Here is a 22,818-nt window from a genome sequence, read left to right as displayed (position 1 = left end):
TGGGCGCATCAAAGGGCGCATGACCGGGCGGTGGCAGCGGCGGGGCCGCTTCGGCTCACTGCGTGAACTCTTTTTCGTGCATCCAGGCGGCGTGCTTGGGGGCGCGGCGCGTCTTGGACCACTCTTCCAGCATCTCCCACTTCACGTCGTCGAGCTTCTTGTACATCTCGGGCGTGCCGGTGTCGGCGGCCAGTTCCAGGCGGTGGCCGTTGGGGTCGAAGAAGTAGATCGACTTGAAGATGGTGTGGTCGGTCACGCCCACCACGGCGATGCCGCTGGCCTCCAGCCGGGCCTTGGTCTCTTCCAGTTCCTGCACGCTACCGACCTTGAAGGCGATGTGCTGGACCCAGTCCGGGGTGTTGGGGTCGCGGCCCATGGCCGGGGAGTTGGGCAGCTCGAAGAAGGCCAGCACGTTGCCGTTGCCCGCATCCATGAACAGGTGCATGTAGGGGTCGGGCGCGTGGGTGGAGGGAACCTGGTCCTCGGCGATCGCGAGCACGAACTCCATGCCTAGGTGCTTGCGGTACCACTCGACGGTTTCCTTGGCGTCGCGGCAGCGGTAGGCAACGTGGTGGATGCGCTGGATGTTCATGGGGCGGTCTCCTCGGTCAACGGGTGCGGGTGGCTCGGTTGCGCCGGCACGGTAGACCAGCGACTGGCCCATATAGTAACGCTTGTGACTAATAACGCAAGTGCTTTGTGATCCCGCGTTCGGCACTCGGGTATCGCGCCGAACCGCCTGTTTGTCATTCAAATGCTTGATCCGGCGCAGGTCCGGATGCGTTACACGCCCCAAGCCAGTTCATATCGTTTGTTACCATTCACGCCACCGACATGCGACTCCCTGCACAGCCATGACCCTCAAGCTGCAGTCCTTCTTTCCCTACCAGCTGGCGGTGCTGGCGGACACCGTGAGCCGCGCGATGGCACAGGTCTACGCCGAGCGCTTCGAGCTCAGCCGCGACGAGTGGCGCGTGGTGGCGGCGCTGTACGAGAACGGTGCGATGAAGACGGCCGACGTGATCGCGCACACCACGCTGGACAAGATGCAGGTCAGCCGCGCGGTGACCCGGCTGGAGCAGGACGGCCTGATCCAACGCAGCGAGGATCCCGGCGACCGGCGCAACCGGGTGATCGAGTTGCTGCCGCCCGGCACGGCGCTGGTGCGCAAGGTCGTGCCGCTGGTGGAAGCTCGGGTGGCCTTCCTGCTCGACGCGCTGGATCCGGCCGAGCGGTCCAGCCTGGACGCCGTCATCGCCAAGGTCGGCGAACGCGCGCAGCAACTGATCCGGCAGGGCTGAAACCACACAGGCCGCCCCCCTGTCCCGCCGGGCCAACGCCCCCCTGGATCGGTCGAAACCGGGTCACCTGGGGGGGCAAGCCTGGTCGAATGGGTCAAAATGAGAAAATCGCGCGGTTGCGTCATCGCGCAGCAATCGGCCCATGCGGCCCACGATCGACAAGGCCACACCGGTCCAGCCGGCCGCCCCAACCCGCACGGTACACCTGCCGGCCCGGGAGCGGGGCGCCGGCGGGCCGGCCATGTAGCAGGCCGAAGGAAGGACAGGAGGCGTGGCGATGGACAAGGAGGCCAGGCATTCGCTGGGCGTGTCGGCATGGATCGTCGCGGTGCTGGCCGGCATGGTCATCGGCGTGGTGATGGTGCTGGCCCCGCCGGCGTGGGTGGTTCCTGATCGCTCTGCCGATGCGCCGCAGCGCCTGCGGGTGGCCTACAGCATCGAACTGCCCTACGCCGGCGTCGGGCTGGAAGGGCGGGTGTTCGGCGAATCGCCCGACGTCCTGCGCGCCGTGCTCACCCGCGCCGGCCCGCCCGAGCCGGAGTGGGTGCACCTGGAATTCGGCCAGCTCATCCACGAGCTGCGCATGGGCCGCATCGACCTGATCGCCGCCGGCCTGTTCGCCGCGCCCGAGCGGGCCATGCTGATCACCTTCTCCCGGCCCACCGCCCGCGTGCAAATGGGCCTGCTGGTGACCGCCTTCAACCCGATGGGGCTGCATCGCCTGGAAGACCTGCGCGACCGGCCCCAGGCCTGGCTGGCGGTCATCCGCGGCAGCGTGGAGGCGTCCCTGGCCGGCGCGGCCGGGATCGACGACTCGCGCCTGCTGAAGGTGCCCGATGTGCAATCGGGCATTGCCGCAGTGCGCTCCAACCGAGCGGCGGGCTTCGCGCTGTCGGCACCATCGCTGCGCTGGGCGATGCGGGTCAGCGGCGCCCCGGGCGGCGAGCTGGCCGACCCCTTCCAGGCGCCCGCGATGGCGGGGGCGGCTGGCCTGCCCGCGTATGCAATGCGCCTGGGCGACGAGCGGCTGCCGCGCCTGGACGCGGCGCTGGCAGGCTTCCTGGGCAGCCCCGCCCACCAGAGGCTGGCGCAGGCCTACGGCTTCCAGCCGGACGAGCTGCCGATCGCCCCAGCGCGGCCCCCCGCGCCCACCGCGCAGGAGGGTCGCCCGTGAAGAACTGGCCCGCTGCCCGCCAGCGGCAATACGCGGCCACCGCCCTGTTCGCGCTGGTCTGCCTGGGGCTGATCGCCTGGGGCCACCTGAGCTGGACCGCCACGCTGGACGCCACCGTCGGACCGCGCCAGGCCATCGCGACGGCACAGCAGAGCGTGCAGCGCGCCCAGCTCTATGCCGAACGGCTGCGTGCCGGCGACAGCACCGTCAGTGCGGCCATGGTCAGCGCCGATCTGGCCACCGCCCTGTACCAGGCCCGCCTGCTGGCCGAGGACGCCCCGGCCGTGGCCGACATCGAGCTGCCGGCGCAGCTCACGCAGGCGCGCCGCGAGGCCGCCACGCGTTACCTGAGCGCGCTGCAGGCCCTGCGCAACAGCGTGCAGAGCCGCCTGGATGAGCGCCCCACCGCGCCAGCGCTGGCGCTGCGCGCCGACCAGGGCGAGCTGATGTCCGCGGCCATGGACGTCGAACTGGCCGTGCACGCCGAACACGGCGAGCGCCTGCGCGCCCAGGCCCGACGCACCACCTTCACGCTGCTGCTGGTGGGCGGCCTGGCCGCCGCGCTGATGTGGCAGATGCACCGCAGCCAGCAGCAGCGCGAGCGGGCGGTGGCCCAACTGGCCGCCAACGAGCGCCGGCTGAGCGCGCTCACCACGGCGATCCCGGAAGTCTCCTTCCTGATCGACGCCGAGGGGCGCTACCAGGGCGCCTGGGGGCCGCCCGAGAAGTTTGCCGCCCCCAGCGACAGCCTGCTGGGGCGGTCGGTGGCGGAGCACCTGCCGCCGGAGCTGGCCGAGCGCGTGATGGCCACCATCCGCCGGGCGCTGGAGACCCGCCAGCCGGCCCAGATGGAGCTGGAACTCGACACGCCTGCCGGCCGGCGCCACTTCGAGGGCCGCGCAGCCGCCCTGCCCGACCAGGACCAGGTGGTCTGGGTGAGCTGGGACATCACCGAGCGCAAGCTGGCCGAGCGGCGCGTGCAGGTGCTTTCGCGCCTGTACAGCTTCCTCAGCCAGGTCAATCAGGCCATCGTCCAGACCCACAGCGAGCCCGACCTGTTCACGCGCATCTGTGCCATGGCGATCACGCAGGGGAACTTCCGCGCCGCCTGGGTACTGAGCTTCGACGGCACCGCCGAGACGCCGGAGTCTCCGGCGCGCACGCTCGCGCAGGCCGCGGCCTCAGCCCCGGGGGGTGCCAGCCCGGCACCTGAACCGCCCGCCGTCGCGGCACGGTCGGCCTGGCAGGCCATCGCCCACGGGCAGCCCCACTGGGCGCAGGACACCTGGAACACCCCGGACGGGCAGGCCTTCGACCTGGTGGCCCTGCCGCTGCGCTGCGACACGCGCTGCGACGCCGCCCTGGTGCTCGCGCACACCCACCTGGACCCCGCCGACGCGGACGAGCAGCAGCTGTTCGAGGAGGTGGCCGCGGACATCGCCTTTGCCCGCGCACAGTACGCCCGCGAGGCCGCGCTGCGCGACTCCCAGGAGCGCATGAAGTTGCACGCCGCGGCGCTGGAGAGCACCCAGGACGGCGTGATGGTCACCGACCTGACGTCCACCATCGTCTCCGTCAACCGCGCCTTCACCGAGATCACCGGCTACAGCGAGGAGGAGGTGATCGGCCAGCGCCCCCAACTGCTGCAGTCCGGCCGGCAGGACAGCGCGTTCTACGAGCAGATGTGGCAAACGCTGGCCGCGCAGGGCCACTGGCAGGGCGAGATGTGGAACCACCGCAAGGATGGCAAGCTCTACGCCCAGTGGATCTCCATCGCCACGGTCAGGGATGGGCAGGGGCGGCCCAGCCACTACGTCGCGGTGTTCACCGACACCACCTCGCACAAGCTGACCGAGGAGCGCCTGCAGCACATGGCGCACTACGACCCGCTGACCCAGCTGCCCAACCGGCCGATGGTGCTGTCGCGCCTGGAGCATGCGCTGGCCGCCGCCCAGCGGCTGGAAACGCAGGTGGCGGTGCTGTTCATCGACCTGGACAACTTCAAGACCGTCAACGACAGCCTCGGCCACGACGCCGGCGACCACCTGCTGATGGCCGTGTCCGCCCGGCTCTCCCAGCGCACCCGACGCGAAGATACGCTGGGCCGCCTCGGCGGGGACGAGTTCGTGCTGGTGATGGAGCACCTGCGCGACCAGCAGGACGCCGGCCACGTCGCCCAGGACCTCCTCCACCTGCTGGACGAGCCCTTCCGCATCGGCGACACCTCGGTGTACGTCCAGGCCAGCATCGGCATCAGCCTCTACCCGAACGATGGCCACAGCGTGGGCGAGCTGGTGCGCGACGCCGACGCCGCGATGTACCAGGCCAAGCGCGCCGGGCGCAACACCTACCGCTACTACACCGGGTCGATGACCGAGGCGGCGCAGTACCGCCTCGCGCTGGACAACCGCCTGCGCCGCGCCCTGGAGCGCAATGAGTTCCAGCTCTGGTACCAGCCCCTGTACCGCCTGAGCGACCAGCGGCTGGTCGGCCTGGAGGCGCTGGTGCGCCTGGACCAGCCCGACCTGCCGCCCGTCGGGCCGGCCATCTTCATCCCGATGCTGGAGGAAACCGGCCAGATCATCGCGCTGGGCGACTGGGTGACGCGCGAGGCCTGCCGCCAGGGCCGCGCCTGGCTGGATGCGGGGCTGGACTTCGGCCGCATCGCGATCAACCTCTCGCCGGTCGAAGCGCGCCGCGGCGGCACCGACGAGCGCCTGCGCGCCGCCCTGGCCGCCTCCGGGCTGCCCCCCGACCGGCTGGAGCTGGAGATCACCGAGTCCGGCCTGATGGAACAGGGCGAACACGCCGAGGGCTTCCTGCGCTCGCTGCAGGCCCAGGGCGTGCAGCTGGCCATCGACGACTTCGGCACGGGCTACTCGTCGCTCGCCTACCTGAAGCGCTTCCCGGTGGGCAAGCTCAAGATCGACCGCAGCTTCATCAACGACCTGCCCGGCGATGCCAACGACGCCCAGCTGGTGAGCACCATGGTGACGCTGGGGCGCAGCCTGGGCATCTCGGTGCTGGCAGAGGGGGTGGAGTCCAGCGAGCAACTGGCCTTCCTCACCGCCCTGGGCTGCGAGGCGGCGCAGGGCTACCTCTTCAGCCCCCCCCGCCCGGCGGCCGAAGCAGCCGCCTGGCTGCCGCGCTGCGACGCCCCCCTGCCCGCCTGAACCCGGCCGGTCCCCCAGCCATTCACCCAGCCGTCCCCCGGCCGGCCCTGTTGACCCTGTGACAGCGCCGGCCGTCTCGCCTTCCTAGAATGCCGGGGTGAACAGCCCTGCCCGCGCGACTCGCCCCCCGTCCCCTGCACCCGGCCTCAACGCCGACCTGCACTGCCACTCCACGGTGTCGGACGGCACGCTCAGCCCGGAGCAGCTGGCAGCACGCGCGCAGGGCAACGGCGTGCAGCTGTGGTCGCTGACCGACCACGATGAGATCGGCGGCCAGCCGCGCGCCCGTGCCGCCGCCAATGCCTTGGGGTTGGACTACCTCACCGGCACCGAGATCTCGGTGACCTTTGCCGGCGAGACGGTGCACATCGTCGGCCTGGGCTTCGATGCCGACGACGCCCAGCTCGCCGCCGGCCTGACCGCCACGCGCGGCGGGCGCGAGCAGCGCGCCCGCGAGATGGCCGCCGACCTGGCGCGGGTGGGCATCCCCGGCGCCTACGAGGGCGCGCTGAAGTACGTCGGCAACCCGGAGCTGATCTCGCGCACCCACTTTGCGCGCTTCCTGGTCGAGACACGGGTCTGCGGCGACACCGGCGAGGTGTTCCGCCGCTTCCTCACCGAGGGCCGGCCCGGCTTCGTGCCGCACCGCTGGGCCCGCCTGGGCGACGCCGTGCGCTGGATCACCGAGGCCGGCGGCACGGCCGTGGTGGCCCACCCGGGCCGCTACCGCTTCTCGCCCACCGAGGAGTACGCCCTGTTCACCGAGTTCCAGGCCCACGGCGGCGAGGGGGTGGAGGTGGTGACCGGCAGCCACTCGGTCGCGGAGTACGCCAAGTACGCCGACCTGGCCCGCGAGCTGGGCCTGGTCGCCTCGCGCGGCAGCGATTTCCACTCGCCCGGCGAGAGCCGCATCGACCTGGGTGGCCTGCCGCCCCTGCCCGCCGGCCTCACGCCGGTGTGGGAGCGGCTGGGCGGGCGCATCCAGCGCGCGATGGCAGAACCAGTGCCCATACCGCCGGCCGCACCCGTGCCGCGCTGAACCGGCCAGGCGTTGCGTCGGCGCCGATCCTGAGCCTGGCGGCCATGCCGATCGACCCGACAGGGGCCCACGCTGGCCGGCTCGGGTGGACAATCCGGCCATGGCCCAGTACTTCGAAGTCCATCCCGTCAACCCGCAACCGCGCCTGCTCAAGCACGCCGCGGCCATCATTGATGCGGGGGGTGTCGCTGCGATCCCGACCGATTCGAGCTACGCCCTGGTCTGCCACCTCGACGACAAGGCCGCAGCCGACCAGCTGCGCCGCATCCGGGGCGTGGACGAGAAGCACCACCTGACGCTGCTGTGCCGTGACCTCTCAGAGCTCGCCAGCTACGCGCGCGTGGACAACCGCCAATACCGCCTGCTCAAGAGCGCCACCCCGGGGCCGTACACCTTCATCCTGGAAGCCACCAAGGAGGTGCCGCGGCGCGTGTCGCACCCCTCTCGACGCACCATCGGCCTGCGCGTGCCCGACCACCGCGTCACCCAGGATCTGCTGGAGTTGCTCGGCCAGCCGCTGCTGGGCACCACCCTGATCCCGCCCGGCGAGACCGAGCCGCTCAACGAGGCCAACGCCATCCTGGAGCACTACGACCGGCTGGTGCAGGCCATCGTCGATGCGGGCGCCTGCCCGGCGCAGCCCACCACCGTGGTGGACCTCACGGGCAGCGAGCCGGTGCTGGTGCGCGCCGGCCGCGGCGACCCGGCGCTGCTCGGCCTGGGCTGATCCCCGCCGACCCACGGACCGTTCCTGTTCGACCCCGACCATCCAAGATGGCCAAGAAGACCACCCACGTCAGCGAAACCCCCGCCACCCAGTTCCTGCGTGCGCAGGGGGTGAACTTCACCGAGCACCCCTACGACTACGTCGAGCACGGCGGAACCACCGAATCCGCGCGGCAGCTTGGCGTGGACGAGCACGCGGTCGTCAAGACCCTGGTGATGCAGGACCAGGACGCCCGGCCGCTGATCGTGCTGATGCACGGCGACCGCCGGGTCAGCACCAAGAACCTGGCCCGCCAGGCCGGCCTGAAGAAGATCGAGCCCTGCCGGCCCGAGGTGGCGCAGCGCCACAGCGGCTACCAGGTCGGCGGCACCTCGCCGTTCGGCTTCCGCAAGGCGGTGCCGCTGTACGTCGAGGCCAGCATCCTCGACCTGCCGCGCATCTACATCAATGGCGGTCGGCGTGGCTACCTCGTGGGCATCGAGCCCGAGGTGCTCACCCGCGTGCTGCAGGCCCGGCCGGTGCAGGCGGCCGACCCGGCAAGCGCCTGACCGCACATCGCCCCCAACGCTCCCACAAGAACACCTCCCCAAGCCCCCACCATGACCCTGCTCTGGAATGCCCTGGCCCTGCTGGCCGCCTACCTGATCGGCTCGCTCTCCTTCGCCGTCATCGTCAGCCGCTTCATGGGTCTGAACGACCCGCGCAGCTACGGCTCGGGCAACCCCGGTGCCACCAACGTGCTGCGCTCGGGCAACAAGAAGGCCGCCGTCTTCACGCTGCTGTTCGATCTGCTCAAGGGTCTGCTGCCCGTGCTGGCCGTCGTGCTCTGGGGCGAGCGCATCGGGCTGGACCAGACCAGTGCCGCCTGGGTCGGCCTGGCCGCCTTCCTGGGCCATCTCTGGCCGGTGTTCTTCCGCTTCCAGGGCGGCAAGGGCGTGGCCACCGCGGCGGGCGTGCTGCTGGGGCTCAACGTCCTGCTCGGCCTGGCGGTGCTGCTGGTCTGGCTGGCGGTGGCCTACTTCACGCGCTATTCCTCGCTGGCCGCGCTGATCGCTGCGGTGGCCGCGCCGGTCATCGAGGTGATCGGCTGGGGGCCCTCCGGCGCCACGCTGGCGGTGCTGGCGATGAGCGCCCTGCTCGTCTGGCGCCACCAGGCCAACATCGGCAAGCTGCTGGCCGGCAAGGAAAGCAAGCTCGGCCAGAAGGCCGCGCCGGCTGCCGCCGCGCCCGCCCCCGCGCCGCACCACCCCACCGTGCGCTCACATGCCCATGAGAAGAAGGGCCACGGCAAGAAGCGCCACTGAGCCCTGCGATACGCCATGCCCGCCGCACGCCCCAACCCGGCTCCACCGCCGTCACGCCGCCCCGGCTGGCGCGGCTTTGCCTCGCTGGCACTGGTGGTCGTCGTGGCCGCGGCGGTCGCCGAGGGCGCCCGCGCCTGGGTGCATCACCAGCGGGCCGAGGCGCTGCGTGCTGTCGCCCGCCCGGGCGACATCCGCATGCTCTCATCGACCACCTGCATTTTCTGCACCCAGGCGCGCGGCTGGCTGAACCGCCACGCCCTCCCGTTCCAGGAGTGCTTCGTCGACCTTGATGCCGCCTGTGCCGAGGAATACGACCGCCTCGGCCGGCCCGGCACCCCCACGGTGCTGGTGCGTGGCCAAGCCCAGCGCGGCTTCGACGCCGAGCGCATCACCCGCACGCTCGCGGGCACCGCCCCCTCACCAGCCCCCTGATCCGACCGATGCGGCTGAACGCAACCGGGTCGCTGCCCCGGAGCGCCGGGTCAGCGCGCCCGCTCAGTTGCCGTTCTGGCCGTCCGCGAAGCCGGCGTCGTCCTTGAAATGGGCCAGATCGCGCACGTTCTTCTGCACCGCCACCGCACCGAACAGCGCCAGCAGGAAGGACATCGCGTAGAAGCCCTTCTCGCTCGCGGCCAGCGTGGCGTTCCACAGCCCCACGGCCAGCAGCAGCACCGCCAGCGTCAGCGACACCCAGCACAGGCCGAAGTACAGCCCCGTCACCGGGATGCCTTCGAGCCGGTCGCGCACCGACTTCTGCAGCGACACCGCCGAGAACAGGCCGTACATCAGGATGGTGAAGTAGTAGCCCTTCTCGTTGAGCGGCATCGCGGCGTTCCACAGCCCGACCAGGAAGGTAATCGCGCCGACCAGCAGCGCCGCCCAGGACGCACCGACGAAGGCCCCGGTGGGGCGCTGGGGTTGAAGGGAGGCATTCATGGCGGGATCCGTGGTGGTTGAGGCGCACCGCAATGTACCGCGGCCCGCGGACAGTGCCGGACAGTGCGGGACGCAGCGGCATCAGGGCTCGACCGCGCCGGCCAGCTTCGGGTTGGGCCCGTAGGCGTTGTCGCCGGGATCGCTGTCCTTGACCGCGAACCACAGCAGCACCAGGCCGCCCACCAGCGGAACCAGCCCGATCAGCAGCCACCAGCCCGACCTGCCGATGTCATGCAGGCGCCGCACGCCCACGCCGATCGTCGGCAGCAGCGTCCCCAGCGCGAACAGCGCACCGAGCACCCCGCCGCCCTGGGGATCGGCGCCCAGGATGCCGTCCATCAGCGACAGCACGACGCTGATCAGCAGGTAGAACAGGAAGTAGTACCAGTACTCGCTGCGGCAGGCGCGGCCGCTGAAGGTGGCGTACTTCTTCAGGACGGTGATGAACCAGGACATGCGAATCCTCCTCGACCAGACATCGTGCGCCGGGCTGCGGGCGGCGGCGCACCTACCGCCGATGACCTCACTGCGCCGGATCGCGATGCTGCCAGCGGATCGCGTCGACCGCCTTGAGCAGCTCGGGGCTCAGCTCGGTGCCCCAGGCGTTGAGGTCCTCGTCGAGCTGGGCCACGCTGGTCACGCCGATGATGGTGCTGGCCACCGTCCAGCGGCGGTAGCAGAAGGCCAGCGCCAGCTGCGCCGGGGTCAGGCCATGCTCGCGTGCCAGGGCGTTGTAGAGCCGCGCGGCGTCCAGCGCCTCGGCGCGGCCCCAGCGCTGCGCCTTCATGCTGTCGTACAGGGCCATGCGGCCGGGGCGCTGCTCGGGGTCGTTCAGGCCGATGGCGTCGTACTTGCCCGTCAGCAGGCCGAAGCCCAGCGGCGAGTAGGCCAGCAGCGAGACCTGGTGGTGGTGCATCACCTCGTCCAGGCCGTTGTCCACCGCCCGGCTGATCAGGCAGTAGGGGTTCTGCACCGTGGCCACGCGCGGCAGGCCGGCGGACTCGGCCAGGCGGATGAACTCGCCCAGGCCGTAGGGCGTCTCGTTGGACAGGCCCACCGCGCGCACCTTGCCGGCCTGGACCAGGCGCTGCAGGGCTTCGAGCTGCTGCTCGATGGCGCTGCAGGGCTTGAGCTTCTTCGGCTCGAAGTAGATGCTGCCGAAGGCGGGCACGTGGCGCACCGGCCAGTGGATCTGGTAGAGGTCGATGACGTCGGTCTGCAGGCGGCGCAGGCTGTCGTCGCAGGCGCTGAGGATGTCCTGCACGGTCAGGTCCGGGCTGCCGCCGCGGATCCAGTCCATGCCGCGCGCGGGCCCGGCCACCTTGGTGGCCAGCACCAGCTTCTGGCGGGCGCCGGGGCGGGCGGCGAACCAGTTCCCGAGGATGGTCTCGGTGGCGCCATAGGTCTCGCGCTTGGCGGGCACGGCGTACATCTCGGCGGTGTCGATGAAGTTGACGCCGCGCTCCAGCGAGCGGTCGAGGATGGCGTGGGCGGTGGCCTGGTCGACCTGCTCGCCAAAGGTCATCGTGCCCAGGCAGATGGGGGTGACGTGCAGGTCGCTGCGTCCGAGGCGGACAAGTTCCATGGTCGGGTATCTCCGGAGGAAGCAGGGAAGATCGGGGCAGCCGTCGAGTTTGCCGCAAGCCACGCCACGCTGCATGGCACCGGGATGACAGGGCAGTGGCGCCGCCGAGACGCCCCGAGGCCAGCGGGTGCCAGCCAGATCAAGAGCCGCATGCCGCCTGCCCGGATTCGCCGGGGCCGCGTGTAAGCTTGCCGCCGAAGCGGCCGGCCCCCGCCCCTGTTTGCCGCGCTGCCCCGAGGGAGTCCCGATGAAATTGATCCACCTTCGTCTTCTCTTGCTGGCCCTGCTCACGCTCTGGCTGGGCAGCGCCCATGCCCTGGGCGCCGACCCCTGGGCGAACTGGCGCAGCGCCGACAGCACGCACTTCCGCGTGCATTACCGCGGCGAGCAGCGCGCCCAGGCGGAGAACGTCGCGCGCGCGGCCGAGCGGGCCTACGCGCGCATCAGCCCGGCGCTGCAGTGGGTGCCGAGCGGGCGCATCGAGCTGGTGGTGTACAGCGAGTTCGACGTGGCCAACGGCTTCTCCACACCGCTGCCCTACAACCTGGTGGGCGCCTTCCTGGCGCCGCCGGACGGCGAGCTGCTGGACAACAGCCCCTGGCTGGACCTGCTGCTCACGCACGAGCTGGTGCACGCCATCCACCTGGACAAGGTGCGCAGCGCCCCGGGCGTGCTGCGCATGATCTTCGGCCGCGTGGCCTGGTTCTTCCCCAACGTCTTCCAGCCGCCCTGGGCAATGGAAGGGCTGGCGACCTGGTTCGAGGGCGCGCAGGACGGCGGTGTCGCTGCCGCGGCCACGCTGGGGCGCGGCCGGCTCTACGGCCCGAACTACGAGGGCTGGCTGCGTGCCGAGCAGGCCCGCGGCTTCCTCAAGCTCAATGAGCTGAACTCGGACGGCCGCGCCCTGCCGCTGGCCAAGTCCTACCTCTACGGCGGCTACTTCTTTGACTTCCTGGCGCGCCGCTACGGGCGCGCCGCGGTGGGCCAGTTCGTGGAGAACTACAGCGGCAACATCGTGCCGCGCTTCCACTCCAACCCGCGCGAGGCCACCGGCAAGGCGATGGACGAGCTGTGGGACGAGTTCCTGGCCGACCTCGACACCCAGGTCACCCAGCGCGCCAGTGCCCTGCGCGCGCAGCCGGAGGTGCTGGGCCGGGCCCTGGACAAGGTGCACTTCGACATCCCCAGCGTCGCCAGCCTGCCCGACGGGCGCACCCTGGCCGTGCTGGACGACGGCGTGGGCGCGACCGAGCTGGTGCAGTTCGACACCTTCGGGCGCCGCCAGGTGCTGGCCACGCTGGGCGGCATGGCCGCGCGGCTGGACGCCAATGCCCGTGGCGAGCTGCTGATCACCCAGGCCGACCTCTGCAACACGCACTACCTCGGCAGTGACCTGTACCGCTGGGACGCCCAGGGCGGCTCGGTGCAGCGCCTGACCCACTGCGCCCACCTGCGCCGCGCCACCCAGGCGGGCGAGCGCATCCTCGCGCTGCAACTCGATGCCGGCCGCACCCGGCTGGTCAGCCTGGACCGCAACGGCGCCGACCTTCGCCCGGTCTACACCCCGCCCGAGGGCAGCGACCTGGTCGACCTGGCCGCCAGTGCCGACGGCCAGCGCGTGCAGCTGATCGAGCGGCAGGCCGGCGACTGGCGCATCGTCGAACTGGACCTGGCCCCGCCGGGTGCAGCAGCGCGCCGGCTGTTCGAGGGCAACACCCCGATCCACTCGCTGCGCGCGACGGCACAGGGGCTGGAGTTCATCGCTGCGCACGAGGGCGTGACCAACGTCTGGCGCCTGGCCGGCGGGCGCCTGCAGCGCCTCACGCACAGCCACACCGGCGTGGTGGCGCACGGCGGCAGCCTGGCGGACGGCTCGCTGGCCACGGTGGTGATCGCCGCCGACGGCTACCGCCTGCACCGCCAGGAACAGGCCGCCGCGCTGCAGACGCTGGCCCTGGCCGGCGGGCAGGCGCTCAGGCTCGCCAACGCCGGCTGGTCGCCGGCAGTGCCGGCTTCGTCCGCAGCGGCCGCGTCCGCTCCCGTCGCTGCGGCGGCCGCCCCGGCCCCAGCAGCGCCAGCCACGAGCCCCGCGGCAGCCCAGCCGGCCGGCACCGCCAGCGCCCCGGCGCTGGGCGAAGACCGCCGCTACCTGCCGCTGACCTCGATGTATCCGCGCTCCTGGTGGCCGCTGATCACCTCCGACCGCGGCCTGACCGCCTACGGCGCCAGCACCAACGGCTCGGACGCGCTGGGCTGGCACCAGTACGCCCTGGCCTTCCAATGGGAGACCAGCCAGCGCGAGGCCGTCGGTGCGCTGGAATACCTCTGGCTGAACAGCCAGATGCTGTCGCTGCAGCGCACCATCACCCCGCTGGCCTGGCGCGACCGTGGCAGCAGCAAGTACGACACCCTCGCCTACGAGCGCCACACCCAGGCGCAGTGGCTGAGCACGCTGCCGGTGCTGCAGCGGCTGCAGCGGCGCGTGAACCTGGGCATCGGCGCGGCCTTCGACCGCATCGAAGTGATCCAGACCGAGCCCGAGTCGCGCCGCACCGCCCGCAACGACAAGCTGGCCGCCGCGCTGATCGACTACGACAGCCGCGAGTCCAACTGGTGGAGCGAGGGCGCCAACCGCGGCCTGCGCGCCAGCCTGCTGTACGAGACCTACCAGCCCTTCCTGAGCCGCGAGGAGAAGGCGGCCGGCACCGGCTACGACGGCCACGTGATCCGTGCCGACCTGCGCGGCTACGTCCCGCTGGGGCGCAGCGTGCTCGCTCTGCGCCACACCGAGGCGCGCGCCAGCGGCCGCACCCGCCCCTACCAGCTCGGCGGCGCCACCGACCCGCAGCTGCAACTGGGCTACACGCTCAACAGCCGCGACCTCTCGCTGCGCGGCTACAGCGGCGACGACGCGGCGCTGGTCGGCCAGAGCGCGCGGGTCAGCTCAGTCGAGTGGCGCACACCGCTGGCCGACATCGACCGCCACGGCATGGTGCCGCCCTTGGGCATCAACCGCCTTTCCGGTGCGGTGTTCTTCGACATCGGCGGGGCCTGGAACGTCGGCGCCAGCAAGCCGGCCAGCTACTACCGCGGCGTGGGGGTGGAACTGCTGGGCGAGTTGAAGCTGCTCTACGCCCTGGGCCTGAACCTGCGCCTGGGCGTGGCACGCGGGCTGGACGAGCCCAAGGACACCGTCGGCTACCTGAGCTTCGGCCGGGCATTCTGACGCTACGGCAGGCATGAACCATCCCGGCACTGCGCCGCCTTGGCGCGTGCCCCGCTCGCCGCGGCGGCTGATGCTGGCGGTGCTGCTGCTGCACGGCGCGGCGCTCATCGGGCTGCAGTGGGCCAGCCGGCCGGTGCGGTCCACCGCCGTGCCGCCTCAGCGGTTGCTGCTGCGCTGGATCGCGCAGCCGCCGCCATCCCCGCCTGAAGCCGCCAGGGAGCGCGACCCCCGTCCCCGCAGCGAGCGGCCGCCGGAACGCCCACCGCTCGCGCCACCGCCGGTGCGCCGGGAACCGACCCGCCCCGACCTGACCACGCCCCTGCGGCCCCCCCAGGCCCCACAAACCCGACAGGCCATCACCGTGGCGCCGCCGCGGCCATCGGAGCCGGCGGCATCCCACCCGCCACCACTGCGGCTGGAGCTGCCACGGCCCGGCCGCGTGGCGCCGGGTCAAGCCCCCGAAGGGGCCCCCTCGCCGGCCGGCCAGGCCCTCCGCGACCCGCGCAGCAACTCGTCCATCGCTCGGGGAAACCCCGTCGAACGCGCCCTGGACGCCGGCCCGACCGCCGTGGCCGAGGAGGACCGCGGTGACGGCCGACGGCGCTACCGGATCGGGCGCGACTGCGCCGACACGCGCGAGAGCCGTGCCGCCGGGCTCGACCCGTTCTCCGCCAGCACCCGGCCGGTGCCGAGGCTGGCCGAGTCCTGCCGGTAGGCCGCCCCCTCCTGGCGCGGGCTCCAGACGATCCTCACATCGACAGCGAACCCTCGCGGAAGTCCGTCGCGTCGAGCCAGACGTTGACCAGCACCGGCCGGCCCGTGCGGGCCAGTGCACGGGCCCGCGCCAGTGCGGGCGCCACCTCGTCGGGCCGGGTCACGAGGAGGCCCTCGGCGCCGAAGCCCGCCGCCACCTCGTGGTAGGCGGTGCGCGCCAGCACGCAGCCCACGTCGTCATGCAGCATCTTGACCTGCTCGCGGGCGATCTGGGTCCAGCCCGCGTCGTTGCCGACCAGGGCGATCACCGGGATGCCATGGCGCACGAAGCTGTCGATCTCGGTCAGCCCCCAGCCGCAGGCGCCGTCGCCGTAGAGGATCCAGACCTCGCGGCCCGGGCGCGCCAGCGCGGCGCCCAGCGCAAATCCCGCACCCACGCCCAGGGTGCCGAAGGCGCCGGGATCCAGCCAGCTCAGCGGGCCGCGCGGATGCAGCACGTAGGAGGCGGTGGCCACGAAGTCGCCCCCGTCGGCCACCAGCACGGCGTCGTCGCCGGCCTCGCGCTCCAGCGCCCGCAGCAGGGCGACGGGGTTGACCTGCTCGCCCGGCACGGCGGCCTGCTGGTCGATCTGGGCCTCGCGCTCGGCATCGCGCAGGCGCAGCGACTGCAGCCAGCTCGCCCAGCGCGCGGCGCCGCCCGAAACGCTGCTGGCAAGGTCCTGCAGGAAGGCCCCGGCGTCGCCGATGGCGGCCACGTCGGGGCGGCGGTTCAGCCGCGCGTCCCGGGCGCTGCGGTTGGCGGCGATCAGCGTGGCGCTGCGCCGCACATGGCGGCCATAGTCGAGCCGGAAGTCGCAGGGCACGCCGGCCAGCAGCACGCAGTCGGCCTCGCGCAGCGCCTGGCGGCGCTGGTGGCGCAGCTGCAGCGGGTGGTCGCGCCCGAGCAGCCCACGCGCCATGCCCGAGAGGTAGACCGGCACGCCCAGGCGCGCCGCCGCGTCGGCCAGCGCCTGCACCTCGCCAGCGCGCACGACGGCCTGGCTGCCCAGCACCATCAACGGGCGCTCGGCCCGGCCCAGGGCCGCGGCGGCCCGGGCCAGGGCGGCGGCGCTGGCGCGCGGCAGCGGCACGGGGCGGACCTGGGCCGGGGCCAGCACGGCGCTGCCGTCGAACAGGCGCGCCACGTGGCGCTGCAGGTACCAGCGCAGCGCCCGGTCGGGCAGGGAGGTGCCCTTGCCACCGGCGTCCGCGTACCACTGGCGGATCGATGCCTCGTCGTAGAGCAGGTCCACCGGGCACTCGATGAACACCGGGCCGGGCACGCCGCCGGCGGCCAGCTCGAAGGCCTGCTCGACCGCGTGGCCCAGGTCGCGCACACGGCGGACCTTGAAGAAGCGCTTGACGTGCGGCGCCACCAGCGGGCGCTGGTCGATGTCCTGCAGCGCGCCGCGGCCCTGCAGTGCGGTGGGCGCGGCCCCGCCGAGCAGCACGATGGCGGACTGCGCCAGCTGCGCATTCTTGAGCGCGGTGATGGTGTTGCTGATGCCCGGCCCGGCCGTGACCGCCGCCACCCCGGGCACGCCGGTGAGGCGGGCGGTGGCATCGGCGGCGAACACGGCGGTGGCCTCGTCGCGCACGTCGACGATGCGGATGCCGCGCGCCTTGGCCGCCGCCAGGATCGGCGAGATGTGCCCGCCGCAGAGCGTGAACAGGCTGCGCACGCCGTGGGCCTGCAGCGCGGCGGCCACCCGGTCACCGCCGTGCGGCGGGGGGGTCAGCGCAGGGGCGAACGGAGTCGCGCTCACGCCCAGTGCACCTTGGCGCCGGAGGCGTACCAGCGCTCGACGTCGGCGCCCACGGCGGCCTCGATGCGGTGGCGGCGGATCTTCATGGTGGGCGTCAGCAGGCCGTTCTCGATCGACCAGGGCTCGCGCGCCACCACGATCATGTGCAGCTGCTCGTAGTCGGACACGCGGCGGTTGACGTCCTCCAGCAGCTGCGTCAACGCGGCCTGCACCTCCTGGCGCAGGGCCGCGTCGCTCGTGCGTGGACGCAGGTGCTCGGCCAGCATGACCATCGCGTAGGCCGAGGGCTGGCCCACGCCGGAGACCAGCGCCAGCTCGATCATGGGGTGGGCGTTGAGGTGGTTCTCGATCGGGGCGGGCGCCACGTACTTGCCCTTGGCGGTCTTGAACAGCTCCTTGGCGCGGCCGGTGATCTTGAGCAGCCCGTCGGGGCGGCGCTCGCCCAGGTCACCGGTGCGGAAGAAGCCGTCCTCGGTGAAGGCATCGGCATCCAGGTCCGGGCGCTTGTAGTAGCCGGTGAACTGGCCAGGCGACTTGATGAGGATCTCCCCCTCGGGGCTGAGCCTGACCTGCACGCCGGCCATCGGCACGCCCACGTAGCCGGGGGCGTTGAACTCGGCGCTCGAGGAGTGCGAGTAGGAGCTGTCCTCGGTCATGCCGTAGCCCTCGTACAGCGCCAGGCCGATGCGGCGGTACCAGGCGATCAGCTCGGCCGGGATGGGCGCCGAGCCGCTGCCGGCCATCACCACCTCGTCCAGGCCCAGGCCCCGGCGGATCTTGCGGGCAACGAGCCGGCCCAGCAGCGGGATGCGCAGCAGGCGATCGAGCCGGGCCGGCGGCATCTTGGCGAACACGCCCTGCTGGAACTTGAGCCACAGCCGCGGCACCGAGATGAACAGCGTCGGGCGGGCGCGCTGCAGGTCCTGCACGAAGGTGTCGATCGACTCGGCGAAGAACACCTGCGTGCGCCCGTCCACCAGCGTGAAGGCCTCCACCCAGGAGCGCTCGAAGCTGTGCGCCAGCGGCAGGTAGGACAGCATGCGGTTGGGCGCGTCCTGGCCGACGCGCCCGCGCAGGTCCTGGGCGATGCCCTCGCCGGCGCGGGTGATGGCCGCGAAGCTGACCATCACGCCCTTGGGCGTGCCGGTGGAGCCGGAGGTGTACATCAGCATCGCCAGGTCGTCCGGCGCGCGCCGGGGCCGCCCGGGCAGGGGCGGGGTGCGGGCGATGACCTCGTCCCAGCCCTCGAAGTCATTCTCGGGCGCCAGCGGCAGGGCGATGCGCGGCAGGCCCATGGGCACCCCCCCGGCCTGCTGGGGCCAGGCGTCGAGCTTGCCCACGAAGAGCAGGCTGGCCTCGCTGTGCTCCAGCACGAAGCGCACCGTCTCGGCCGTCTCGGTGGGGAAGATGGCCACCGTGGTGTGGCCAGCCATCCAGATCGCCAGCTCGGCGATGATGAAGTGGGCGCAGTTCTTCGACAGGATCGCGATGCGCGAGCCGGGCTCGAACCCCCGTCCCTGCAGGTGGGCGGCCATGCGCCGCGCCTCGTCCATCAACTGGGCCCAGGTGTAGTGCACCACCCGCCCGTCGCCCAGGGGCTGGGTCAGGTAGACGAACTCCGCGTGGGCAGCTTCGTGCGCCAGCGCGTGATCGAGCAGGGATGGGAGCGGCTCGCTCATCGTGCCTCCTTGCCATTGGCTTGTGACGGGGTTCACAAGGTTGCGCCAAGCGGGCGCCCTGCGCCACTGGTGGGAGTCCTAGCCCGCCCGCACCGAGCCACGGGAGGTGCCGATCCGGCGGGCCCGCCGCCAGGCCGGGCTCCACATCAGGAACCGGGCCGGGAAAACCTGGCCCGGGCCTGGGTTGCGCAGCGCGGTACAGTGCAGGGATGGATGGGCTGATCCGAACCCTGTTGGTCTGGTTGCTGGCGCTGGCGATTCCCGCTCAGGCCAGCGCAGCGGCAACCATGGCGTTCTGTGGGCCGAAGCACCATGGTGATGTGGCGGTGGCGGTGGCCGTGGCCGATGCCGTGGCGGTGGCCAAGGCCGACCACACAGCAGCACCTGCCGGCCACGACCATCATGGCGCTGAGGCGGGCATGGCCCATGAACATTCAGGCGCCCACGACGCCCTGACCGCCTCCCCCGGCCCTGGGGAGCACAGCAGTGCAGCACAGGCCAAGGCGGGTTCCGCCGACACGCACAAGTGCAACGTCTGCGGCTCATGCTGCTCGACCGGCGCGCTCATGAGCACCCTGCCGGCCCTGCCTGTCGTCGAGGCCACGGCGGCGACGTTCTCTCCTGTGGCCGCCACGGTCGACCCCTTCTCGGCCGGCGGCCCTGACCGCCCCCCTCGCACCGCCCGCGTGTAGGCGGCGGGACGCTGGCTGCGTGCAAGCACGCGCCTGCCCGCCGCATCAGGTCCGTCGGCGCTGCCCTGCCGACGCCACCCGGCGTTCACACGAGGTTTCCATGCATCCCACGATGCCGCTGCGGCGCCTTCCGCGGACGGTGCCGAGCCTGTTGCTCTCGGCGTTCCTCACAGTCCAGGCACTGACCCAGGCGCTGGCGCAGCCCATGCCCACCGTCCGCCGCCCCGACCCCTTCGATCCGCAGGCCACCGTGCCGGCCCTGCGCTATGAGTCCGCCACGGCGCCCTACCGGCGGCTGGGCGACGAGAAGACCCTGCCATGGCGTGACGCCAATGACGCGGTCGCACGCATCGGCGGCTGGCGGGTCTATGCGCGCGAAGCCCAGCAGGCCGATCCGCCGACGTCGGCACCTCCTGCGTCGGCACGTCCCGCATCGGCACCTCCCTCATCGGCACCTCCCGCGGCGAAGCCGCCCGGACAGGGCGGCCACCTGCACCACCCTCCGCAACACCTCTCGCAGCCATGAGGACCTTCGCCATGCATCCGGACCTCCGGCTTCCCGGCACCGCCCCGCGAGCGCCGCGGCGCGGGCACCTCGCCGCGCTCGTGGCCGGCGCGGTCCTGCTGGGGGGCTGTGCCGGCTTCAGCCCCGACGGAGGCTTCGGCCCTGTCGAGCAGGCTGCTCGGCAGCACCTCGGCAAGGAGCTGCGCTGGGCGCGCAGCGAAGCCGACCTCGACAGCATCGCGCAGCGCGTCTCGGAACTGCTGGCCAGGCCGCTCACGGTGGACGACGCCGTGCAGCTGGCGCTGCTCAACAACCGCGGCCTGCAGGCCCGCTTCCAGGAACTCGGCATCACCGAGGCCGAGATCGTGCAGGCCGCGCGCCTGCCCAACCCGGGATTCAGCTTCGGGCGCTCCAGCCGGGGCGACGAACGGGAAATCGAGCGCAGCCTGCACATCAACCTCGCGCGCCTGCTGGCCATGCCGATGGTCCAGCGCCTGGAGGCGCGGCGCCTGCAGGACGCGCAGGGCCGGGTGGCCCTCGACGTGCTGAGCCTGGCGGCCGATACGCGCAAGGCCTATTTCCAGGCCCTCGCGGCGGAGGAAACCCTGCGCTACATGCGGCAGGTGGCGCAGGCGGCCGATGCCGGTGCCGAGCTGGCGCGCCGCATGGAGCAGGTCGGCAACTTCAACAAGCTGCAGCGGGCGCGCGAACAGGGCTTCCATGCCGACGCGACGCTGCGGCTGGCGCAGGCACAGCAGGCGCAGCGCTCGACCCGTGAGCGCCTGACGCGCCTGCTCGGCCTGTGGGGGCCGCAGACGCAGTTCATGCTGCCGCAGCGCCTGCCCGACCTGCCCCAGGCGCCGCTGGAGTTGCCCGACATCGAACCGGTGGCACTGGCGCAGCGGCTGGACGTGCAGGGGGCGAAGCTCGCCGCCGAGCAGACGGCGCGCCATCTGGGCCTGACGCGCACGACCCGCTTCGTCAACGTGCTGGAACTCGGGCTGCTGCGCAACAGCTCGAACGAGGCCCCCACGCAGCGCGGCTGGGAGATCAGCGTCGAGCTACCGCTGTTCGACTGGGGCGACGCGCGCGTCGCGCGGGCCGAAGCCATCTACATGCAGGCACTGCACCGCGCCGCGCAGACCGCGATCAACGCCCGCTCCGAGGTCCGGGAAGCCTACACCGGCTACCGCTCGGCCTATGACATCGCCCGCCACCACCGCGACGAGATCGTGCCGCTGAGCCAGCGCATCGCCGAGGAGAACCTGCTGCGCTACAACGGCATGCTGATCGGCGTTTTCGAACTGCTGGCCGATGCCCGCACGCAGATCGCCACGGTCAACGCCTCCATCGAGGCGCTGCGCGACTTCTGGATCGCCCAGGCCGACCTCGACATGGCCCTGATCGGCAAGCCCGACCTGGCCGCCGCTGCCGGCCCCGCCGGTACGACCGCGGCGGCACAGCCCGCGGGCCATTGAACACGAGCACTGAACACGAGCACATGAAGGACTCCCCCATGCTTTCCCGACGCAAGATGCTCGGCAGGGCCGGTGCCATGACGGGCGCCATCACCGCGGCCGTGGCGGCGGCCTCCGTCAGCCGGGTGGCCATGGCGGCCCTGCCGGAGCCGGTCCTCCAGACCCGGCCCGACACCATGCCGCCGCTCGTGCCCGGTACCGGGCGGCCCTACAACCCGGTGGTCACGCTCAATGGCTGGACCCTGCCCTGGCGCATGAACAACGGCGTCAAGGAGTTCCACCTCGTCGCCGAACCGGTGGTGCGCGAGATGGCGCCGGGCTTCAAGGCCCACCTCTGGGGCTACAACGGCCAGAGCCCGGGGCCGACGATCGAGGTGGTGGAGGGCGACCGCGTGCGCATCTTCGTCACCAACAAGCTCGGCGAGCTGCACAGCGTGCACTGGCACGGCCAGCGCCTGCCCAACGGCATGGACGGCGTCACCGGCCTGACGCAGCCGGGCATCCCGCCGGGCAAGACCTTCGTCTACGAGTTCGTCGCCCGCCGCCCCGGCACCTTCATGTACCACCCACACGCCGACGAGATGGTGCAGATGGCGATGGGGATGATGGGGCTGTGGATCACCCACCCGAAGGCGAAGCACCCCCTGATCGATGAGGTGGACCGGGACTTCTGTTTCCTGCTCAATGCCTTCGACATCGACCCGGGCGCCTACACGCCCAAGATCATGACGATGCTGGACTTCAACCTCTGGGCCTGGAACAGCCGGATCTTTCCGGGCATCGATCCGCTGGTGGTGCGCAAAAACGACCGGGTGCGCATCCGCGTGGGCAACCTGACGATGACCAACCACCCGATCCACCTGCACGGGCACGAGTTCCTCGTCACGGGCACCGACGGTGGCCCCACGCCCAAGAGCACCCGGATGTACGAGGTCACGACCGACATCGCCGTCGGCCAGATGCGGCAGATCGACTTCCTGGCCGACGAGGAGGGCGACTGGGCCTTCCACTGCCACAAGAGCCACCACACGATGAACGCGATGGGCCACAACGTGCCGACGATGATCGGCGTGGACCACCGCGGCGTGGCCAAGCAGATCACCCGGCTGATCCCCGACTACATGGTGATGGGCGAACGCGGCATGAAGGACATGACTGAGATGGAAATGCCCCTGCCCGACAACACCGCGGCGATGATGACCGGCACCGGGCCGTTCGGCTCGGTGGGCATGGGTGGCATGTTCAGCGTGCTCAAGGTGCGCGCAGACCAGCCGCGCGGCGACTACCGCGACCCGGGCTGGTACCCCCACCCGCCCGGCACCCAGGCCTATGAGTGGACCGGCGCTCTGGCCGAACCGGCCCGTAGCCCCGCGGACGGCGGCGGCGCCATGCCGCCTGCGGCGAAGCCCGCCCGGGAGGTGGAAGTCCAGGCGCGCAAGCCCACCGGTGGCCACGGCGGCCATTGAACCCCCCGCTCACA

At 71.9% G+C, this 22,818-nt stretch carries 20 protein-coding genes; 14 read left to right on the top strand and 6 right to left on the bottom strand.

Annotated features, from left to right (window positions below; all coding sequences use genetic code 11):
• Positions 1–55: 55 nt before the first annotated feature.
• Positions 56–592, bottom strand: a complete 537-nt coding sequence (locus NGK70_RS11830) for a VOC family protein (RefSeq protein WP_251973407.1) — start codon at positions 590–592, stop codon at positions 56–58.
• Positions 593–854: 262 nt separating this feature from the next.
• Between NGK70_RS11830 and NGK70_RS11825 the strand changes: the two genes are divergently transcribed.
• The 8 genes from NGK70_RS11825 to NGK70_RS11790 all read left to right on the top strand — a co-directional run bounded on the left by NGK70_RS11825 (position 855) and on the right by NGK70_RS11790 (position 9,150).
• Positions 855–1,301, top strand: a complete 447-nt coding sequence (locus tag NGK70_RS11825) for a MarR family winged helix-turn-helix transcriptional regulator (protein WP_251973406.1) — start codon at positions 855–857, stop codon at positions 1,299–1,301.
• A 277-nt stretch (positions 1,302–1,578) separates the two neighbouring features.
• Positions 1,579–2,475: a transporter substrate-binding domain-containing protein gene (locus NGK70_RS11820; RefSeq protein ID WP_251973757.1), complete on the top strand. Its 897-nt coding sequence runs from the start codon at positions 1,579–1,581 to the stop codon at positions 2,473–2,475.
• Positions 2,472–5,648, top strand: coding sequence for a sensor domain-containing protein (locus tag NGK70_RS11815; RefSeq protein ID WP_251973405.1), 3,177 nt, complete (start codon positions 2,472–2,474; stop codon positions 5,646–5,648). Before NGK70_RS11820 ends, NGK70_RS11815 begins: the two co-directional genes overlap by 4 nt.
• A gap of 97 nt (positions 5,649–5,745) precedes the next feature.
• Positions 5,746–6,687: a 3',5'-nucleoside bisphosphate phosphatase gene (locus tag NGK70_RS11810; RefSeq protein ID WP_251973404.1), complete on the top strand. Its 942-nt coding sequence runs from the start codon at positions 5,746–5,748 to the stop codon at positions 6,685–6,687.
• A gap of 100 nt (positions 6,688–6,787) precedes the next feature.
• Positions 6,788–7,414, top strand: a complete 627-nt coding sequence (locus tag NGK70_RS11805) for an L-threonylcarbamoyladenylate synthase (RefSeq protein ID WP_251973403.1) — start codon at positions 6,788–6,790, stop codon at positions 7,412–7,414.
• A 47-nt stretch (positions 7,415–7,461) separates the two neighbouring features.
• Complete coding sequence (gene ybaK / locus NGK70_RS11800) at positions 7,462–7,962, top strand: Cys-tRNA(Pro) deacylase (protein ID WP_251973402.1); 501 nt, start codon at positions 7,462–7,464, stop codon at positions 7,960–7,962.
• Between the two features lie 51 nt (positions 7,963–8,013).
• A complete protein-coding gene (gene plsY, locus NGK70_RS11795; protein ID WP_251973401.1) occupies positions 8,014–8,718 on the top strand; it encodes a glycerol-3-phosphate 1-O-acyltransferase PlsY in 705 nt (234 codons plus the stop codon).
• A gap of 15 nt (positions 8,719–8,733) precedes the next feature.
• Positions 8,734–9,150, top strand: coding sequence for a glutaredoxin family protein (locus NGK70_RS11790; RefSeq protein ID WP_251973400.1), 417 nt, complete (start codon positions 8,734–8,736; stop codon positions 9,148–9,150).
• Between the two features lie 63 nt (positions 9,151–9,213).
• Here the strand turns inward: NGK70_RS11790 and yiaA are convergent, their stop codons facing one another.
• The 3 genes from yiaA to NGK70_RS11775 form a co-directional block, all read right to left on the bottom strand.
• Positions 9,214–9,654 carry an inner membrane protein YiaA gene (gene yiaA / locus NGK70_RS11785; protein WP_251973399.1) on the bottom strand — a complete coding sequence of 147 codons (441 nt, stop codon included), beginning with the start codon at positions 9,652–9,654 and terminating at the stop codon, positions 9,214–9,216.
• A gap of 81 nt (positions 9,655–9,735) precedes the next feature.
• The gene (locus NGK70_RS11780) at positions 9,736–10,110 is read right to left on the bottom strand and encodes a DUF805 domain-containing protein (RefSeq protein ID WP_251973398.1); all 375 of its coding nucleotides are present in this window, start codon (positions 10,108–10,110) and stop codon (positions 9,736–9,738) included.
• Positions 10,111–10,177: 67 nt separating this feature from the next.
• Positions 10,178–11,239, bottom strand: coding sequence for an aldo/keto reductase (locus tag NGK70_RS11775; RefSeq protein ID WP_251973397.1), 1,062 nt, complete (start codon positions 11,237–11,239; stop codon positions 10,178–10,180).
• 247 nt (positions 11,240–11,486) lie between these two features.
• On the opposite strand from NGK70_RS11775, the gene NGK70_RS11770 reads away from it, so the two are divergent.
• Both NGK70_RS11770 and NGK70_RS11765 read left to right on the top strand, forming a co-directional pair.
• The gene (locus tag NGK70_RS11770; RefSeq protein ID WP_251973396.1) at positions 11,487–14,465 is read left to right on the top strand and encodes a BamA/TamA family outer membrane protein; all 2,979 of its coding nucleotides are present in this window, start codon (positions 11,487–11,489) and stop codon (positions 14,463–14,465) included.
• A 13-nt stretch (positions 14,466–14,478) separates the two neighbouring features.
• Positions 14,479–15,180 (top strand): hypothetical protein, encoded by a 702-nt coding sequence (locus NGK70_RS11765; RefSeq protein ID WP_251973395.1) that lies wholly within the window; start codon positions 14,479–14,481, stop codon positions 15,178–15,180.
• Between the two features lie 34 nt (positions 15,181–15,214).
• Here the strand turns inward: NGK70_RS11765 and NGK70_RS11760 are convergent, their stop codons facing one another.
• Together NGK70_RS11760 and NGK70_RS11755 are read right to left on the bottom strand one after the other, a co-directional pair.
• Positions 15,215–16,984 (bottom strand): thiamine pyrophosphate-binding protein, encoded by a 1,770-nt coding sequence (locus NGK70_RS11760; protein WP_251973394.1) that lies wholly within the window; start codon positions 16,982–16,984, stop codon positions 15,215–15,217.
• A complete protein-coding gene (locus NGK70_RS11755) occupies positions 16,981–18,663 on the bottom strand; it encodes an AMP-binding protein (protein ID WP_251973393.1) in 1,683 nt (560 codons plus the stop codon). Before NGK70_RS11755 ends, NGK70_RS11760 begins: the two co-directional genes overlap by 4 nt.
• 209 nt (positions 18,664–18,872) lie before the next feature.
• Between NGK70_RS11755 and NGK70_RS11750 the strand changes: the two genes are divergently transcribed.
• From NGK70_RS11750 to NGK70_RS11735, 4 genes are all read left to right on the top strand, one after another.
• Positions 18,873–19,355 carry a hypothetical protein gene (locus NGK70_RS11750; RefSeq protein ID WP_251973392.1) on the top strand — a complete coding sequence of 161 codons (483 nt, stop codon included), beginning with the start codon at positions 18,873–18,875 and terminating at the stop codon, positions 19,353–19,355.
• A 100-nt stretch (positions 19,356–19,455) separates the two neighbouring features.
• Positions 19,456–19,881 carry a hypothetical protein gene (locus NGK70_RS11745; RefSeq protein ID WP_251973391.1) on the top strand — a complete coding sequence of 142 codons (426 nt, stop codon included), beginning with the start codon at positions 19,456–19,458 and terminating at the stop codon, positions 19,879–19,881.
• Between the two features lie 11 nt (positions 19,882–19,892).
• On the top strand, positions 19,893–21,338 hold the full coding sequence (locus tag NGK70_RS11740; protein WP_251973390.1) for a TolC family protein: 1,446 nt from the start codon (positions 19,893–19,895) through the stop codon (positions 21,336–21,338).
• A 38-nt stretch (positions 21,339–21,376) separates the two neighbouring features.
• Positions 21,377–22,804: a multicopper oxidase family protein gene (locus tag NGK70_RS11735; RefSeq protein WP_251973389.1), complete on the top strand. Its 1,428-nt coding sequence runs from the start codon at positions 21,377–21,379 to the stop codon at positions 22,802–22,804.
• Positions 22,805–22,818: the final 14 nt, after the last annotated feature.

It is taken from the genome of Sphaerotilus microaerophilus (assembly GCF_023734135.1).
In the GTDB taxonomy this organism is placed as follows: Bacteria; Pseudomonadota; Gammaproteobacteria; order Burkholderiales; family Burkholderiaceae_C; genus Sphaerotilus; species Sphaerotilus microaerophilus.
This window is presented reverse-complemented; position numbering and strand designations above follow the sequence as displayed.

What these genes read in the sequence shown, in the direction of transcription:
- NGK70_RS11790 (WP_251973400.1), top strand. Translation starts at nt 8,734, where the DNA reads ATGCCCGCCGCACGCCCCAACCCGGCTCCACCGCCGTCACGCCGCCCC.
- NGK70_RS11765 (WP_251973395.1), top strand. Translation starts at nt 14,479, where the DNA reads ATGAACCATCCCGGCACTGCGCCGCCTTGGCGCGTGCCCCGCTCGCCG.
- yiaA (WP_251973399.1), bottom strand. Translation starts at nt 9,654, where the DNA reads ATGAATGCCTCCCTTCAACCCCAGCGCCCCACCGGGGCCTTCGTCGGT.
- NGK70_RS11750 (WP_251973392.1), top strand. Translation starts at nt 18,873, where the DNA reads ATGGATGGGCTGATCCGAACCCTGTTGGTCTGGTTGCTGGCGCTGGCG.
- NGK70_RS11770 (WP_251973396.1), top strand. Translation starts at nt 11,487, where the DNA reads ATGAAATTGATCCACCTTCGTCTTCTCTTGCTGGCCCTGCTCACGCTC.
- ybaK (WP_251973402.1), top strand. Translation starts at nt 7,462, where the DNA reads ATGGCCAAGAAGACCACCCACGTCAGCGAAACCCCCGCCACCCAGTTC.
- NGK70_RS11830 (WP_251973407.1), bottom strand. Translation starts at nt 592, where the DNA reads ATGAACATCCAGCGCATCCACCACGTTGCCTACCGCTGCCGCGACGCC.
- NGK70_RS11755 (WP_251973393.1), bottom strand. Translation starts at nt 18,663, where the DNA reads ATGAGCGAGCCGCTCCCATCCCTGCTCGATCACGCGCTGGCGCACGAA.
- NGK70_RS11745 (WP_251973391.1), top strand. Translation starts at nt 19,456, where the DNA reads ATGCATCCCACGATGCCGCTGCGGCGCCTTCCGCGGACGGTGCCGAGC.
- NGK70_RS11820 (WP_251973757.1), top strand. Translation starts at nt 1,579, where the DNA reads ATGGACAAGGAGGCCAGGCATTCGCTGGGCGTGTCGGCATGGATCGTC.
- NGK70_RS11825 (WP_251973406.1), top strand. Translation starts at nt 855, where the DNA reads ATGACCCTCAAGCTGCAGTCCTTCTTTCCCTACCAGCTGGCGGTGCTG.
- NGK70_RS11735 (WP_251973389.1), top strand. Translation starts at nt 21,377, where the DNA reads ATGCTTTCCCGACGCAAGATGCTCGGCAGGGCCGGTGCCATGACGGGC.
- NGK70_RS11775 (WP_251973397.1), bottom strand. Translation starts at nt 11,239, where the DNA reads ATGGAACTTGTCCGCCTCGGACGCAGCGACCTGCACGTCACCCCCATC.
- NGK70_RS11780 (WP_251973398.1), bottom strand. Translation starts at nt 10,110, where the DNA reads ATGTCCTGGTTCATCACCGTCCTGAAGAAGTACGCCACCTTCAGCGGC.
- plsY (WP_251973401.1), top strand. Translation starts at nt 8,014, where the DNA reads ATGACCCTGCTCTGGAATGCCCTGGCCCTGCTGGCCGCCTACCTGATC.
- NGK70_RS11805 (WP_251973403.1), top strand. Translation starts at nt 6,788, where the DNA reads ATGGCCCAGTACTTCGAAGTCCATCCCGTCAACCCGCAACCGCGCCTG.
- NGK70_RS11740 (WP_251973390.1), top strand. Translation starts at nt 19,893, where the DNA reads ATGCATCCGGACCTCCGGCTTCCCGGCACCGCCCCGCGAGCGCCGCGG.